The organism is Microbacterium esteraromaticum (genome assembly GCF_028747645.1).
Classification (GTDB): domain Bacteria; phylum Actinomycetota; class Actinomycetes; order Actinomycetales; family Microbacteriaceae; genus Microbacterium; species Microbacterium esteraromaticum_C.
On the sequence record NZ_CP118100.1, the window covers coordinates 52,335 to 67,813 of the forward strand.

Genomic DNA, 15,479 nt, shown 5'->3' on the forward strand with positions numbered 1-15,479 from the left:
CGACGACCCCGAGGAGCCGCTTATGCTGTTGCTCCTTGCCGTGTTCCTCGCGGGAGCTCTGCTGCTCCCGTTCCTGGTGCGCTGGCTGGGAGCGCAGGCGTTCGTGCTCGGGGCCCTGGTGCCCGGCGCCGCCTTCGTGCATGCGCTCACGCAGACACCCGCCGTGCTGTCGTCCGAAACGGTGCCCTTCGAGTCGTACAGCTGGATCCCGCAGCTCGGGCTGAACCTCTCGATGCGGATGGACGTGCTCGGGTGGGTGATGACGCTCATCGTCACCGGTGTCGGCGCGCTCGTGCTGCTCTACTGCCGGTGGTACTTCCATGATGACGCCGCCGACGTCGGGCAGTTCGCCGGCGTGCTCCTCGGATTCGCCGGAGCGATGTACGGACTGGTGCTCACCGATGACCTGATCGTCATGGTCATGTTCTGGGAGCTCACCAGCATCCTCTCGTATCTGCTCATCGGCCACTACCGGCGGCGCGCTTCGAGCCGGCGTGCTGCGCTGCAGGCACTGCTGGTGACCACTCTCGGCGGACTCGTGCTGTTCGTCGGTGCGATCCTCCTGGTCGTCGACACCGGTACCTCCAGCATTCGCGAGCTGATCGAGATCGCGCCCACCGGACCCCTCATCGACGCCGCCGTGGTGATGCTGCTGATCGGTGCGGTGAGCAAGTCCGCCCTCTTCCCGTTCCACTTCTGGTTGCCCGGTGCGATGGCCGCGCCGACCCCGGTCAGCGCATATCTGCATGCCGCCGCGATGGTGAAGGCCGGTATCTACCTCATCGCACGGTTCGCGCCCGTCTTCGCCCTCGCCGACCCCTGGCGACCGATCGTCATCGGCCTGGGCGTGTTCACCATGCTGCTCGGCGGTATCCAGGCGCTGCGCGAGACCGACCTCAAGCGCATCCTCGCGTTCGGCACCGTCAGTCAGCTGGGCTTCCTGTCGGTCGTGATCGGCTACGGCACGCCGGCCGCCGCGCTGGCGGGCCTGGCCCTGGTGCTCGGACACGCCCTGTTCAAGTCAGCACTGTTCCTCATCGTCGGCATCATCGACCGGCAGCTCTCTACACGCGACATCGACGAGCTGTCGGGCGTGGGTCGGCAAGCCCCGGTACTGGCGACAGCGGCATTCATCTCGGCCGCATCCATGATGGGCCTCGCCCCCACGCTCGGCTTCGTCGCGAAGGAATCCGCGCTCACCGCACTGCTGGAAGACGCCGAGCACGGCTCGATCTGGGGGTGGGTCGCGCTCATCGGTGTCGTCATCGGATCCATGCTGACCGCCGCATACAGTGCGCGATTCCTCTGGGGTGCATTCTGGCGCAAGAAGGACGCCACGGGCGCTTATATGCCTGACACGGAATGGCCAGATCCGCCGGTGGGCTTCCTGTCTGCCCCGATCATCCTGGCCGGCGTCACGGTCGCGGCAGGACTGGGCGCACCGACGGTCGACACCGCCCTGCAGGGGTACGCCATCACGGCGCTGCCTGCGGGTTCGGCGGCCTCGCCCGAACCCGGTCACCTGGCGCTCTGGCACGGGCTCGAACCGGCGCTCTTCCTGTCGCTCGGAGCGATCGCTGCCGGCATCGGACTGTTCATCCTCAGCATCCGATCCGGTTGGGACCGGCGGCGCAAGCTGCTTCGGTTCACGGCGGCCGACGCGTACTACGCGGTCATGCGCGGCATCGACCGCGTCTCGGTCTTCACGACCGGACTCACTCAGCGCGGCTCGCTGCCTCTCTACGTCGGCACCATCTTCATCGTGCTGCTCGCCGCCGAGGCGACCGCACTCGTGGCCGCCGCCCCCGAACGGCTCGAACTGTCGGCGTGGCACACGCCGGCGCAGATCGTCGTCGCCCCCGTCATGGCGATCGCCGGCGTGATCGCAGTGCGAGCGCGCAAGCGCTACACGGGCGTCGTGCTGGTCTCGGTCACCGGACTCGGCATGGTGGTGCTGTTCGCGACCAGCGGTGCGCCCGACCTCGCACTCACGCAGATCCTCGTCGAGACGGTGACGATGGTCACCTTCGCGCTGGTGCTGCGGCGGCTGCCAGCACGGATGGGAGAGCACAACGCCTCGGTGGGCAGGCTACCCAGAGCGGTGCTGGCCATCGGCGTCGGTGTCACGATGGCGTTCGTCGCGATCGTCGCGACCCAGGCACGCATCTTCGAGCCGATCTCGACCGATTTCAGCGACCTCGCGTACAACCTCGGGCACGGCAAGAACGTCGTCAACGTCGCACTGGTCGACCTGCGCGGGTGGGACACCATGGGTGAGCTCAGCGTACTCGTGCTGGCGGCCACCGGAGTGGCATCCCTCGTCTTCGTCTCGCATCGCGCCGACCTGCTCTCGGCCACACGCGACCTCCCGGCGACCGGCCGCCGTCGCCGGGAACGACGCCCCCTGGTCGAGACCGATCAGGGACTGCGGTTCCAGACCTCCGAGAACCAGGGTGCGCCGCGCGCCTGGCTGGTCAGCGGGCAGCAGATCAAAGCCGAAGACCGTTCGATCCTGCTCGAAGTGATCGTGCGGGTGCTGTTCCACACCATCATCGTGGTGTCGATCTACCTGCTGTTCGCCGGGCACAACCTGCCGGGCGGCGGCTTCGCCGGTGGCCTCGTGGCCGGCATGGCCATGGTGATGCGCTACATCGCCGGAGGGCGCTGGGAACTCGGCGCAGCCGCGCCGACCGACGCCGGGCGCCTGCTCGGAGCCGGCCTCGCCCTCGCCGTCGGCGCAGCCCTGATGCCACTCTTCTTCGGCATGGCACCCCTGCAGAGCGCGGTGTGGGAATGGGAGGTTCCCGTTCTCGGTCATCTCGAGCTCGTGTCGTCGACGATCTTCGACATCGGCGTCTACCTGGTCGTGATCGGCCTGGTGCTCGACGTGCTACGCAGCCTCGGTGCCGAGGTCGACCGGCAGACCGCCCAGCTGCGGCATCCCGAGCGCGAGTTCACGGCGGCACCACCGCGCACCGGGGGGAGAAGCAGCTGATGGATGTGTCGCTCACCCTCATCGTCATCATGGCCGTGCTGTTCGCCGCCGGTGTCTACGCGATGCTCGAACGCAGCCTCACCCGCGTGCTGATCGGCTTCCTGCTGCTCGGCAACGCGACCAATCTGCTGCTGCTGATCGTCATGGGGGTGCCGGGAAGCGCGCCGTTCTACGGTGCGGAAGGACCGGTCAGCGACCCGCTGCCGCAGGCGTTGACGCTGACCGCGATCGTCATCACGTTCGCCGTCTCGGCGTTCCTGCTCGCCCTGATCTACCGCTCGTGGCAACTCGGACAGGCCGACACGGTCGAGGACGACGAGGTCGACATCGCGCTCCGCGAGCGCACGGATGCCGAAGAGGAGCTGTTCGACGATGAAGCGGAGACCGGCGACGACGACGCCACCACCGACTTCGTCGATGTCGTCACCTCGCCCATCACCGTGCTGAACATGCGCGATCACCCGTCGATTCGGGACGACGCCCCGATCGACACACCCATGGCTCCGCGGGCATCCGACGCCCCACGCGGGGCATCCGACGAACGGGAGCCGAACGCATGAGCGCACTCGTCCCCCTCATCGTGATGCTGCCGCTGCTGGGCGCGGCTGTCGCGCTCATCTTCGGCCGCAATCCGCGCCTGCAGATCATCGTGACGACGGGCACACTCGCGGCGGTGTCGATCATCGCCGCTGTGCTGTTGGCCGCCGTGCATGCCGCCGACCAACCCTTTGCTGTGTCGGTCGGGGGATGGCCCGTGCCGTTCGGCATCATCCTGTACGTCGACCGGTTCGCGGCCCTGCTCGTGCTCGTCTCGAGCATCGTGCTGCTGGCGGTGCTGTTGTTCTCGATCGGTCAGGGATCTGCCGACGGCGACGGCGAGACGCCGATCTCGATCTTCAACCCGACGTACCTCATCCTCGCCGCCGGCATCTTCGATGCATTCATCGCCGGCGACCTGTTCAACCTCTACGTCGGCTTCGAGATCCTGCTCGTGGCGTCGTACGTGCTGATCACCCTGGGCAGCACCGAGTCGCGCATCCGCACCGGAGCGGTGTACATCGTCGTGTCGCTCGTGTCATCGATCCTGTTCCTGGCCGCGATCGCGATGATCTACGGAGCCGTCGGCACAGTCAACATGGCGCAGATCGCCGAACGGGTCGCCCAACTGCCGCAGGAGACGCAGCTGGTGCTGCATCTGCTGCTGCTGGTGGCCTTCGGAATCAAGGCGGCCGTGTTCCCCGTGTCGTTCTGGCTCCCCGACTCGTATCCCACCGCGCCCGCACCGGTCACAGCGGTGTTCGCCGGGTTGCTGACCAAGGTCGGTGTCTACGCGCTGATCCGCACAGAGACGCAGCTGTTCGCATCGAACAGCGTCGATGATCTGCTGATGATCGTGGCGCTGGCGACGATGATCGTCGGGGTGCTCGGCGCGGTCGCGCAGGCCGAGCTGAAGCGCATCCTGTCGTTCACGCTCGTCAGCCACGTGGGCTACATGATCTTCGGCCTCGCGATCGCCACCGAGGCGGCCATCGGGGCGACCGTCTACTACATCGTTCACCACATCGTCGTGCAGACGACGCTGTTCCTCGCGGTCGGCCTGATCGAACGCCAGGCGGGCAGCACCTCGATCCTGAGAGTCAGCGGCCTGATGAAGGCCGCACCATTGCTGGCCGTGCTGTACTTCGTACCCGCCATCAACCTCGGAGGCCTGCCCCCGTTCTCGGGATTCATCGGCAAGATCGGACTCTTCGAGGCCGCGGCCTCGGTGGGAACGCCGCTGATGATCGTCCTGATCTTCGGGGGCATCCTGACCTCGCTCCTCACCCTCTACGCGCTGATGCGGGCGTGGAACCTGGCGTTCTGGCGCGAGGACGAAGAGGGCGCCGAGATCGCCACCTCTACCGGGCGTCTGGCGCACCTCGGGAACGCGCCGGCGGCGGATGTCCAACAGGAGACGCGTGCCATCCCCGCGATCATGAAGATCGCGACCGGCGGCATGGTCGCGGTGACGCTCGCGCTGACCGTGTTCGCCGGACCGCTCTACGCTCTCTGCGACAGCATCGGTACCGGTCTGCTGCAGCCGGTCACGCTCACGCAGATCGATGAGGAGGCCGGTCGATGAGCCCCGAATCGAAGCGCGGCGCCGTGCGCGACCTGCTGCTGCAGCTGCCATTCCTGCTCTGGCTGGTCGTGCTGTGGATGCTGCTGTGGCACCAGTTCACGCCGCTCGCCCTGGTCAGCGGGCTGATCGTCGCGATCTTCGTCACCCGGGTCTTCCGCCTGCCCACCGTCGAGCTGGTCGGACGGGTGAACCTCTGGTACGTCCTGGTGTTCGTCGTGCTGTTCCTGGGCGCCGTCGTCGCCGGTGCGATCAGCGTGGCGATTCAGGTGTTCGACTTCCGCCGTCAGCCCGGGGCTGCCATCATCGAGATCCCGCTCCGATACGCAGACGACATCGTTATGACCCACGTGGCCGTCACCGCCTCGCTCATCCCCGGATCACTCGTCGCAGAGAGCGACCGTGACCGTCGCATCCTGTACCTGCACGTCATCGGGGTCCGTAACCGCGCCGACGTCGATGCTTTTCGCGACGGCGTGCTGCGGTGGGAGAAGCGCATCGTTCGCGCCGTCGGATCGCCGGAGCAGTATCGTGCTCTCAAGGCCGATGAGTCCCGTGCCCGTGCCGGAGGTGCACGATGAGCTTTCTGATGGTGACAATCCTGGTGGTCTTCGCCGTGGCCGCGCTGCTGTGCGTGGTGCGGATCGTCAGCGGGCCATCGATCCTCGACCGCGCTGTGGCGTCGGATGTGCTGCTGACGCTCGTGATGTGCGTGTTGGGCGCTGAGATGGCGATCAACGGTCATACCCGCAACGTGCCGGTGCTGCTCATCATCGCCGCCGTTGGAGTTTTCGGGTCGATTGCCGTCGCGCGTTATGTGGCGCGAAGGGACAACACGACATCATGAACGTGCTGGAACTCGAACTGCCAGAGGTCGTTGCCGACACGATCGTGCTCGTGCTCGTGCTGATCGGTGCGATCCTGTGCCTCTCAGCCGCGGTCGGTCTGCTGCACTTCCGCGATGTGCCGTCCCGGCTCCACGCGGCGACCAAGCCGCAGGTGCTGGGACTGCTTCTGATCTGTCTGGCGATCGCCGTTTCGCAGCGGACGGTCGGCGCGATCCTGCTTGGCCTGGTCATCAGCACCCCGGTGATCCTGCTGCAGTTCGTCACCGCACCGCTGTCTGCGCACATGGTCGGGCGCCAGGCCTATCGCAACGGCACCATTCAATCGCGTGACCTGGTCGTCGACGAGTACGCCGAGTCGAAGCGCACCCCGCCGGCCGCGGGCTGAATCACCGGCTGCGGGCTGACTCCACGGCAGCGGGCTGACTCACAGGAGGCCCGGCCCGGGCATCCGACGCTCTCACGGTCGCAACTCCGGAAGAACCTGCGGCAACCCGCCCGTTTTCGTCATTTGACGTCTACTCGCAGGTGTTTCTCCGGAGTTGTGTGCACTTCACTCGTGGCGGATTCATATGGTCGATGCATCGGTTGATGTGGAGGTCGTTGATGACGTATTCGGTTGCGGTCAGGGATGCGGCGCTGTTGGCGGTGTGTCAGGGGCTCTCTTTCGGGCGCGCTGCGCAGGTCGTTGGCGTGTCAGACAAGACGATCGGGATGTGGTGGCGGGACAGTGTCGGTATGCCAGTGTTTCGTCGCCAGAAGCCTGTTTCCGACCCTCTACGCCCGGACTCGGTGCCAGGTCGGGGGTTGACGTTGGAGGAGCGAATCGAGATCCAGTCCGGCGTGCGAGCGGGCCTGTCTCAGCGCGAGATCGGTTGGCGGATTGGCCGGGATCAGTCGGTGATCTCTCGTGAACTCGCTCGGCACCGGGGTGTGGATGGTCAGTATTGCGCGGCGGTCGCGGAGCTGTCCGCGCAGCGTGGCCGGCGACGGCCGAAGGAGTTCAAACTCAACACGAACCCATCCCTCGCCGCGCAGATCACCGACTGGATGGACGATGGGTGGAGTCCGAAGCTGATCGCGACGGTCCTCGAAATCGACCATCCGGACGACAAGACTTGGCGGGTGAGCCACGAGACGATCTATCAGGCCCTGTATGTCCAAGGGCGCGGCCAGTTACGCCAGGATCTGGCCCGTCAGCTGTCCACCGGGCGCACGGCCCGCAAGTCCCGGGAAGGGGCGAGCAGGCGTTCACCGAGCCCGTTCAAAGACGCGTTGAAGATCAGCCAACGCCCTGCTGAGGTCGAGGACCGTGCGGTCCCTGGGCATTGGGAGGGGGACCTGATCCTCGGCGCAGGGAACCGGTCAGCGATCGGGACACTGGTGGAGCGGACCACCCGGTTCACGATCCTGCTGCACCTGCCCAACTGCCACACGGCAACCGAAGTCGCCGGGGCGATGATCCGCGAGATGAGCAAGCTCCCCGACCACCTGCGCCGATCGATCACCTGGGACCGAGGAACCGAACTGGCTGACTACGTCGACATTCAACTCGATCTGCAAGCCCCCGTCTACTTCTGCGACCCACACTCACCCTGGCAGCGCGGCACGAACGAGAACACCAACCGGCTCCTGCGGCACTGGTTCGCCAAGGGCAGCGACCTATCCGCCTGGACCGCCGAGGACCTGCGCCACGTCGCCGACAAACTCAACGCCAGACCCCGCCCCACCCTTGAGCTGAGAACACCCGCCCAAGCGTTCAACGAGTTCCTCCTAACCGCATGATGCATCCACCGCTTGACTTCCGGCGGGGCTTGACCGCGGGTAGCCCGGAAAACCCGAGAATCTCCGGAGTTGCGAACAGGGGCGGGGGGTGCGGATGCCAGGGACGGGGGTGCGGATGCCAGGGGCAGGGGCTAGCCGGCCGGGGTCAGCGTCAGCGTGTCGACGGCCGCGGCCTTCACCGCCTTCGGGGTGAAGGCCCAGGGGGTCTGGATGCCCTTCGCCCAGTCCGCTGTCTGATCGGTGTAGTGCGGGTGGAAGGCATGCCCGCTGGCCCCGGTGAGGTGGTTCCATGTCGACGCGTCGAAGTCTGCCAGGTCGATCACCATGCGCATCGACGGGACGGTCGCGGTGGCGTACGACTCGCCGAGCACCCATCCGGTGGCGTTGACGACCGATGAGCCGCCGCCGACGGGGTACGGCCCGCGGTTGAACAGCATCTCGATCGGCGCGATACCTGACGTGCCCAGCGTGTCGTGGGTGAGTGGCAGCGCGTGCAGCGACCCCCAGCTCCAGCGGGTGACGTCTTCGCCCTGCAGCTCGGCGAGTTCGGCATAGGCCTGCTCGGCCGAGAGCGCCAGCATTGAGTACATGTCGGTGGTGCCGAGGCGCTCGTTGGTCCACATCGGGTCGACGGCGTCGTCGAGCATCGTGCCGACGACGGTGAAGAGGCGGCCCTGGTCGCCGACCGGAAGCGGAACCTCGCGTTCGACGAAGACGTTCTGTGCCAGGTTCGACCACAGCACGTTGGCGAAGGCCGCGGCTGCCGAGTCTGGATCGTTCTGGGCATCCCAGGTGCGCAACAGCTCGATGGCCGCCTGCGGCCCCTCGCCTTCGACAGCGACGCGGTCCATGACCACGGCGAGCTGCTTGCCGATCCACATCTCTTCATCCATCTGGATGTCGCGCATGTCGGCGGCGGTGATCGGTCCGGCTGCCGCTTTGCGTTCGATCAGGTGCTCGATGCGCGCGGCGCGGTAGCCGTAGTCCCAGTCGCGGGATAGGAAGTGCTCGTAGTCGTCATCGACGATCGCGTTGTTCGCCGTGACGATGTACCCCTGCGGCGGGTTGTACGACACCGGGAGTTCTTCGAAGGGGATGAACCCCTCCCAGTCGTAGGCGCTGTCCCAGCCGGCCTGCGGCAGCCAGCCGTCGCCGGCGCCGCGGATCGGCAGCCGCCCGGGCGCCTGATATCCGATGTTGCCCTCGACGTCGGCGTAGACGAGGTTCTGCGCCGGGACGTCGAAGAGGGATGCTGCCCGCCGGAACTCCTGGAAGTTCTGGGCGGTGTTGAGCGCGAACAGGGCGCTGGCGGTGGTGCCGGGCTCGAGAGCCGTCCAGCGCAGGCTTACCGCGCTCTCACCGTCGGGGATCTCGGGCGCGCCCTCCAGCGGGAGCACCGCATCGCCTGCGCTGACGACGGGGGACTCCGCGATCGACGTGAAGTCGTCGGTGAGGCCCGAGATGATCGGACCGTGCACCGTGCGGCGGATGGTCAGCGGCACGTCGTCGCCGCCGGCGACCTTGATGACATCCTGCTCGATCTCGAGCGGCGTCAGCGCACCGTCGCGCCAGTACTGGTCACCGTCGAGCTTCTCGATGTATAGATCCGTGACGTCGGTGGTGAGATTGGTGAAGCCCCAGGCGACGGTCTGGTTGTGTCCGATGACGACGCCCGGCATTCCCGAGAACGAGAACCCGGCCACGTCGAAGGGGCACTGCTCGCCGACGGCTTCGCACTTGAGCTGGATCTGGTACCAGACCGAGGGCAACGAGGCGCCCAGGTGCGGGTCGTTGGCCAGCAGTGGCATCCCGCTCTCGGTGAGGTCACCCGAGACGACCCAGGAGTTCGACCCGATGCCCTCGCCGACCCCGCCGATCATCATGCTCGCCGCGGCGAGCACGCTCTCGGCCTCCTGCCACTCGACCGTGGCGAGGGCGTCGGTGACCCCGGCATCGCCCGCGCCACCGAAGGCCGCCGGCTCAGCATCGGCTTGTACGGGTTCGACCGCCGAGATCGTGGGCACGATCACCGGGTTCTGTGCGAACGGGTACGGCGGGTAGGCCGTTTCGATGACGGCCGTGTTCTCAGCATCCGACGCTCCGGATGCCTGCAGCTGGGCCGCGAGCAGCGCACGGTCGGTCTCGTCCTCGACGTTGGTGCGCAGATCCCAGGCCATCGCCTTCAGCCAGGCGACCGAGTCTGCCGGCTCCCAGGGCTCGGGCTCGTAGTCCGGGTTCTGTATGCCTAGAACGGCATATTCCAGTGAGAGCTGGGCGCCGGAGCGGGAGTCCAGATAGGCGTTCACCCCGTCGGCGTAGGCCTCGTAGTAGCCGAGCGTCGTCTCGTCGAGGTTCGCGACCTCCTCTTCGGCGACGGCGCGCCACCCGAGCGTACGCAGGAACTTGTCGGTCGCGACCTGGGATTCACCGAACATCTCGGCGACGCGGCCCGAGGTCACGTGCCGCCGGAAGTCCATCTCGAAGAACCGGTCCTGCGCGTGCGTGAACCCCTGCGCGTAGAACAGATCGTGCGTGGTCGAGGCGGTGATCGTGGGGATGCCGCGGTCGTCTCGCTGCACCGTCACCGTGGCGTCCAGTTCGTTGAGCTGAATCTCGCCTGAGGTCTGGGGGAACGAGCGCTGGATGGTCCAGGTGAGGAAGAACGCGGCGGCGGTGGCGATCGTGATCAGTACGGCGACCACGACGAAGGCGATACGGCCGAGGCGTCCCGCGAGGGAGCGTCGGTTCGGGTCGCTGGTTGTGCTCATCATCGGTGAAGGCCCTTGGGTAGTACGTGGGACTCCGTGTCACGGAGGCCGCGCACGCGTCTCGGGTCGCGCGCGTCCTCGCATACTACCGATTCCCGCTCGCGCTGCCGAGGATCACCCGATCAGGCTGGGCTGCAGGTCGCGCAGGGTGCGCCGGTGGGTCATCCGGGTCACTCCGACGGCCGCCAGTGCGAGGGCGCCGATGAGCCATGCGGCGAGGATCGCCAGGTCGTAGAGGGCTCGGGTGAGATCACCGCCGTACATCAACTGGCGCAGCGCATCGACGACGTATCCCATCGGCAGCACGTGATGCAGTCCGGCGAGCGGCTCAGGTAGCGTCTGCCAGGGGAACGTGCCACCCGCGGTCACCAGCTGCAGCACCATCAGGACGAGGCCCATGAACTGGCCGACGGAACCCAACCAGACGTTGAGCGCCAGAATGATCGCCGCATACGTCGCCGAGGCCATCACCATGACGCCCAGTGATCCCCACGGGTGTGAGAAGTCGAAGCCGAGCATGTAGCCGAGCACACCGATCAGGCCCACCATCTGCAGGGCGCCGAGCATCGCCGGTGTCAGCCATCCCGCCAGCGTGATCCGCAGCGGTGAGTGCAGCGCGGTCACTGCCCGCCGTGAGATCGGTTTGACGATCAGGAAAAGGGCGTAGATGCCGATCCACCCGGCCAGCGCGGCGAAGAACGGCGCGAGGCCCTGACCGTAGTCGCGCGCGGCCGCGACCTTGTCGCTGGAGACGTGCACGGGGTCGGCGATGGTGTCGGCCTGCGCGGCGCGCAGCTCGGGGGTGGATGCCGGTATCGCCGCCACTCCGGAGGCCAGGCCGTCGCGCAGGGACCCGATTCCGTCGCCGAGAGCACCGAGGCCGTCGTCGAGACGGGCGGCACCGTCGCGGGCGGATGCTGCACCATCGGCGGCATCCCGAGTGCCGGTGGACAGTCGTGCGGCGCCCTCGGAGAGCCGCTGCGCGCCCGCGGCGAGTTCATCGACCTGGTCGACGGCGCGTTGTGCGGCGGTGTTGCCGTCCTGAAGGCGGGCGGCCAGCGGATCGAGGTCGGTGAGCACGGCGTCGATCTGCTCGGCGGTCAGTCCGTGTTCGGCCATGCCCGCGGCGAGATCCGCGCGCACGCCGGGCAGCGCATCGGCCGCCTGTTGGGCGTGGACGGCGGCGTCATCGGCTGCGTCGGCCAGCTTGCGGTTTCCGGCGCTGACCTGTGCGGCACCGTCGGCGAGCGAGCGGGCCCCGAGGGCGAGCGCATCGGTCCCGTCGGCGAGGGTTCCCAGCCCGGTGGTGAGGGCTGACGATCCGTCCTTCGCCGAGTGGGCGCCATCGAGCAGCTGTCCGGTGCCGTCGACGGCGTCGGCGAGGTTCGCGCGCACATCGCTGAGGCCGGTCAGGAGCTGACCGGCCGCTTCCGAGCCGACCATCTCGGCGACGGAACGCCGGATGCGTTCGACCGCCTGCGTGCCGATGGATGAGGCCAGATAGTTGTTCGCATCGTTCGTCTCGAGCTCGATGCGCGCCTGGCGGGGGTGGTCGCCGGAGGCCGAGGCGAGTGCATCCGAGAAGTCGCGGGGGATGGTCACGGTGAAATCGACCGTGCCGTCCGAGAGCGCTGCGCCGGCTTCGGATGCCGTCATCACCCTCCAGTCGAAGGAGCCGTCGCTCAGCAGTTGCTCGGCGACGTCCGATCCGTAGTTCTGCGGGTTCTCGGCGTCACCGGTGCCGGTGTCGTCGACAACCAGTGCGACGGGGACCTCGGTGAACTTGCCATAGGGGTCTTGGTTCGCCCACAGGTACAGCCCGCCGTAGAGCACGGGAACGGCCAGCAGCGCGATCAGCGCCACTACGGCCATGGGGCTGGCCACCAGTCGCCGCAGTTCGGCGGCGATCATCGAGGGGACCTTCATCGGGCGTCCTCCTCTGCGGCGGGGGTGATCTGTGCGGCAGCGCCGGCATCTGACAGATGCTCGGCGTGCACGGTCTCGGGCATGGTCGAGATGACGGCGGCGGCTGCGCCACCCACGATCACGAGCACCGCGTACCCGCGGTCGGCGAACTCCGACGCGATGCGCCACCAGCCATCGGGCCGTCCGCCGTGGCGGTCGGGGGCCACCAGCACCAGCGCCTCGACCTCGGCGCGGAGCACGGCCAGTTCGCACAGGATGCGCACGCGCGCCGCCGGGTCGATGACGCCGATCGGTGTTCTGATCAGATCGTCGAACCCCAGCATCCGCAACCAGCGACGTGCGTGACGGGGTGTGGCGGGGCGTCCGGCGAACATGAGCTCTTCGCCCACCACTGCGCCGACGGCAACGTCGGGGGGTGGGTCGCTGACGGCCGGGGCATCGACCAGCGCCACCCGTCGCCGCAGCGCGCCCGCGTCGGCGACGCCGTCGATCGTGACCGTTCCGGAGTCGGGGCGCATCCGCCCCGAGGCGATGAGGCCGAGCACGGTCGGGCGCTGCTCGGTCTCGGCACGGATGAAGCGGGCGTGCCCGCACTCGAACACGATGTCCATGGTCGGCAGCACCTGGCCGCGACGCCCCTTCGTGATGCTCTGCAGTGCGACCCTCATGCGGCGGATGCCTTCACTCGGCGCTCTGAGTGGGGACGAGGACGTCGGGGTGATCGCGAAGCAGGGCGTCCGCGTCGCGCCACGACAGCCCGGCGATGCTGAGCACGATCCGCACGACCGCATCGGCTGCTGCGGCGGGTTCTGCGCCTGTCTCGTCCGCGAGGTTGCGGGAGACGACCGTGCGCGCCACCTCCTCGATCAGGCGGGCGAGCATGCCTGCGTCGATGTCGATGCGCATGCGCTCGCCGCGTCGGCCCCGCCGCACGATGTCGGCGAGCACGCGACGTAGCGGGGCCAGCGCCGCGGCGGTCTCGGCGAGGTGCGCGTCGTCGAGCGCGAGCGCCGCCGTGATGCGCACGTGCGCCGCCTCGTGCCACATCAGTGCGGCGAGGCGCGCGAGCGCGACCTGAGGATCATCGTCGTCCACCGAGGTCGCCAGCGCGTTGAAGCGCCGGGCGCCGGACGCGATGAGCTCGCGGATCAGCGCGTCGCGGTCGGCGAAGTGCCCGTAGATGGTGCGGCGCGAGACGCCGGCGGTACGCGCGATCGCGTCGACCGAGGCGTGCGGGTCGGATGCGAGGGCGGTGCGGGCCGCGGCGATGATTCCGGCACGGTTCGCGAGAGCATCCGAGCGCGGAGTGCGGGCGGAGGACATGCATCGAGTGTAAGTATCTTGCACATCACTGTGCAAGATAACGCAGGGGATTCACAGCCCATGCGTCACTACCGCTCAGAACGCAGACGCCCCGCGTGGGTCACCCGAACGGGCGACCCACGCGGGGCGTCGAAAATCGTACGGCGGTCAGTCGGTACCGAAATCGAAGGCTGCGCCCTCGGATGCTGCATCGACAGCATCCGTCAGCTCACCGTCGACCTGCGAGACCGAGCCCTCCACGAGTCCGGTGATGTCGCCGGCTTCGCCCGCGGTGACGCGGCCGACGAGCTCGCCGGTCGCGCCGCCCACGAGGCCCAGCCCGGCGTACTGCTCCAGGCGCGAGCGCGAGTCGGCGATGTCGAGGTTGCGCATGGTCAGCTGACCGATGCGGTCGACGGGGCCGAAGGCGGCGTCGCCGACGCGCTCCATCGACAGCTTCTCGGGGCCGTACGACAGGTTCGGCGAGACGGTGTCGAGGATCGTCCAGTCGTCACCGCGGCGCAGGCGGATGGTGACGGTACCCGAGATCGTGAGGCCGACCCAGCGCTGGATCGACTCGCGCAGCATGAGCGACTGCGGCTCGAGCCAGCGGCCTTCGTACATCAGGCGGCCGAGGCGGCGACCCTGCTCGTGGTACGTCGCGAGGGTGTCTTCGTTGAGGATGCCGTTGACCAGGCGCTCGTACGCGATGAACAGCAGTGCCATGCCGGGGGCTTCGTAGATGCCGCGCGACTTCGCCTCGATGATGCGGTTCTCGATCTGGTCGCTCATGCCCAGACCGTGACGGCCGCCGATGGTGTTGGCCTGCATGACCAGCGCGACCGGGTCGGTGTACTCGACACCGTTGATGGCGACCGGCCGGCCACCTTCGAAGGTCACCGTGACGTCCTCGGTCTCGATCGCGACCGACGGGTCCCAGAACTTCACGCCCATGATCGGGTCGACCGTCTCGAGCGACACGTCGAGGTGCTCGAGCGTCTTGGCCTCGTGGGTGGCACCCCAGATGTTGGCATCCGTCGAGTACGCCTTCTCGGCCGAGTCGCGGTACGGGAATCCGCGCTCGACGAGCCACTCGCTCATCTCTTGGCGACCGCCGAGCTCGGTGACGAAGTCGGCATCGAGCCACGGCTTGTAGATGCGCAGACGCGGGTTGGCGAGCAGCCCGTAGCGGTAGAAGCGCTCGATGTCGTTGCCCTTGTAGGTCGAGCCGTCACCCCAGATGTCGACGCCGTCCTCGCGCATCGCGCGCACCAGCATCGTGCCGGTGACGGCGCGGCCCAGGGGAGTCGTGTTGAAGTACGTCTTGCCGCCCGAGCGGATGTGGAAGGCACCGCACTGCAGAGCGACAAAGCCCTCTTCGACGAGCGCCGTCTTGGCATCCACCAGACGCGACGCCTCAGCGCCGTACTCCAGGGCGCGACCGGGGATCGACGCGATGTCATCCTCGTCGTACTGGCCGAGGTCGCCGGTGTAGGTGAAGGGGATCGACCCCTTCTCTCGCATCCACGCGACGGCGACAGACGTGTCGAGACCACCGGAGAACGCGATGCCGACCTTTTCGCCGACGGGGAGGGACTGAAGCACCTTGGACATGCGCCCAAGTCTATCGGCGCGCGGCGTGTCGGCCTGCCCGGAGACGATCCGAGAAATTTGCACAGAAGGTTGCCAAAACGATACGGTCGCAGGTGATGCCCGACGACGGGCCGGCTGGGAGAACT

Annotated in this window: 12 protein-coding genes; 7 read left to right on the top strand and 5 right to left on the bottom strand. The window is 67.7% G+C overall.

What is annotated here, in order from left to right:
• Nucleotides 1-22: 22 nt before the first annotated feature.
• From PTQ19_RS00260 to PTQ19_RS00290, 7 genes are all read left to right on the top strand, one after another.
• Nucleotides 23-2,995 carry a Na+/H+ antiporter subunit A gene (locus PTQ19_RS00260; RefSeq protein ID WP_274368001.1) on the top strand — a complete coding sequence of 991 codons (2,973 nt, stop codon included), beginning with the start codon at nt 23-25 and terminating at the stop codon, nt 2,993-2,995.
• Nucleotides 2,995-3,555, top strand: a complete 561-nt coding sequence (locus PTQ19_RS00265) for a Na(+)/H(+) antiporter subunit C (RefSeq protein ID WP_274368002.1) — start codon at nt 2,995-2,997, stop codon at nt 3,553-3,555. Before PTQ19_RS00260 ends, PTQ19_RS00265 begins: the two co-directional genes overlap by 1 nt.
• Complete coding sequence (locus PTQ19_RS00270; protein WP_206822588.1) at nt 3,552-5,117, top strand: Na+/H+ antiporter subunit D; 1,566 nt, start codon at nt 3,552-3,554, stop codon at nt 5,115-5,117. Before PTQ19_RS00265 ends, PTQ19_RS00270 begins: the two co-directional genes overlap by 4 nt.
• Nucleotides 5,114-5,695, top strand: coding sequence for a Na+/H+ antiporter subunit E (locus PTQ19_RS00275; protein WP_206550840.1), 582 nt, complete (start codon nt 5,114-5,116; stop codon nt 5,693-5,695). The genes PTQ19_RS00270 and PTQ19_RS00275 overlap by 4 nt, the downstream gene beginning before the upstream one ends.
• Nucleotides 5,692-5,961, top strand: a complete 270-nt coding sequence (locus PTQ19_RS00280; protein ID WP_274368003.1) for a monovalent cation/H+ antiporter complex subunit F — start codon at nt 5,692-5,694, stop codon at nt 5,959-5,961. The genes PTQ19_RS00275 and PTQ19_RS00280 overlap by 4 nt, the downstream gene beginning before the upstream one ends.
• Nucleotides 5,958-6,347, top strand: coding sequence for a monovalent cation/H(+) antiporter subunit G (gene mnhG / locus PTQ19_RS00285; protein ID WP_274368004.1), 390 nt, complete (start codon nt 5,958-5,960; stop codon nt 6,345-6,347). The genes PTQ19_RS00280 and mnhG overlap by 4 nt, the downstream gene beginning before the upstream one ends.
• 218 nt (nt 6,348-6,565) lie before the next feature.
• Nucleotides 6,566-7,744, top strand: a complete 1,179-nt coding sequence (locus tag PTQ19_RS00290) for an IS30 family transposase (RefSeq protein WP_425313158.1) — start codon at nt 6,566-6,568, stop codon at nt 7,742-7,744.
• 131 nt (nt 7,745-7,875) lie between these two features.
• Here the strand turns inward: PTQ19_RS00290 and PTQ19_RS00295 are convergent, their stop codons facing one another.
• The 5 genes from PTQ19_RS00295 to argG form a co-directional block, all read right to left on the bottom strand.
• The gene (locus PTQ19_RS00295) at nt 7,876-10,515 is read right to left on the bottom strand and encodes a penicillin acylase family protein (RefSeq protein ID WP_274368005.1); all 2,640 of its coding nucleotides are present in this window, start codon (nt 10,513-10,515) and stop codon (nt 7,876-7,878) included.
• 111 nt (nt 10,516-10,626) lie between these two features.
• Nucleotides 10,627-12,438, bottom strand: coding sequence for a YhgE/Pip domain-containing protein (locus PTQ19_RS00300; RefSeq protein ID WP_274368006.1), 1,812 nt, complete (start codon nt 12,436-12,438; stop codon nt 10,627-10,629).
• Complete coding sequence (locus PTQ19_RS00305; RefSeq protein WP_274368007.1) at nt 12,435-13,106, bottom strand: hypothetical protein; 672 nt, start codon at nt 13,104-13,106, stop codon at nt 12,435-12,437. Before PTQ19_RS00305 ends, PTQ19_RS00300 begins: the two co-directional genes overlap by 4 nt.
• Nucleotides 13,107-13,119: 13 nt before the next feature.
• Complete coding sequence (locus PTQ19_RS00310) at nt 13,120-13,761, bottom strand: TetR/AcrR family transcriptional regulator (RefSeq protein WP_274368008.1); 642 nt, start codon at nt 13,759-13,761, stop codon at nt 13,120-13,122.
• A 147-nt stretch (nt 13,762-13,908) separates the two neighbouring features.
• Nucleotides 13,909-15,354: an argininosuccinate synthase gene (gene argG, locus PTQ19_RS00315; protein WP_206821363.1), complete on the bottom strand. Its 1,446-nt coding sequence runs from the start codon at nt 15,352-15,354 to the stop codon at nt 13,909-13,911.
• Nucleotides 15,355-15,479: the final 125 nt, after the last annotated feature.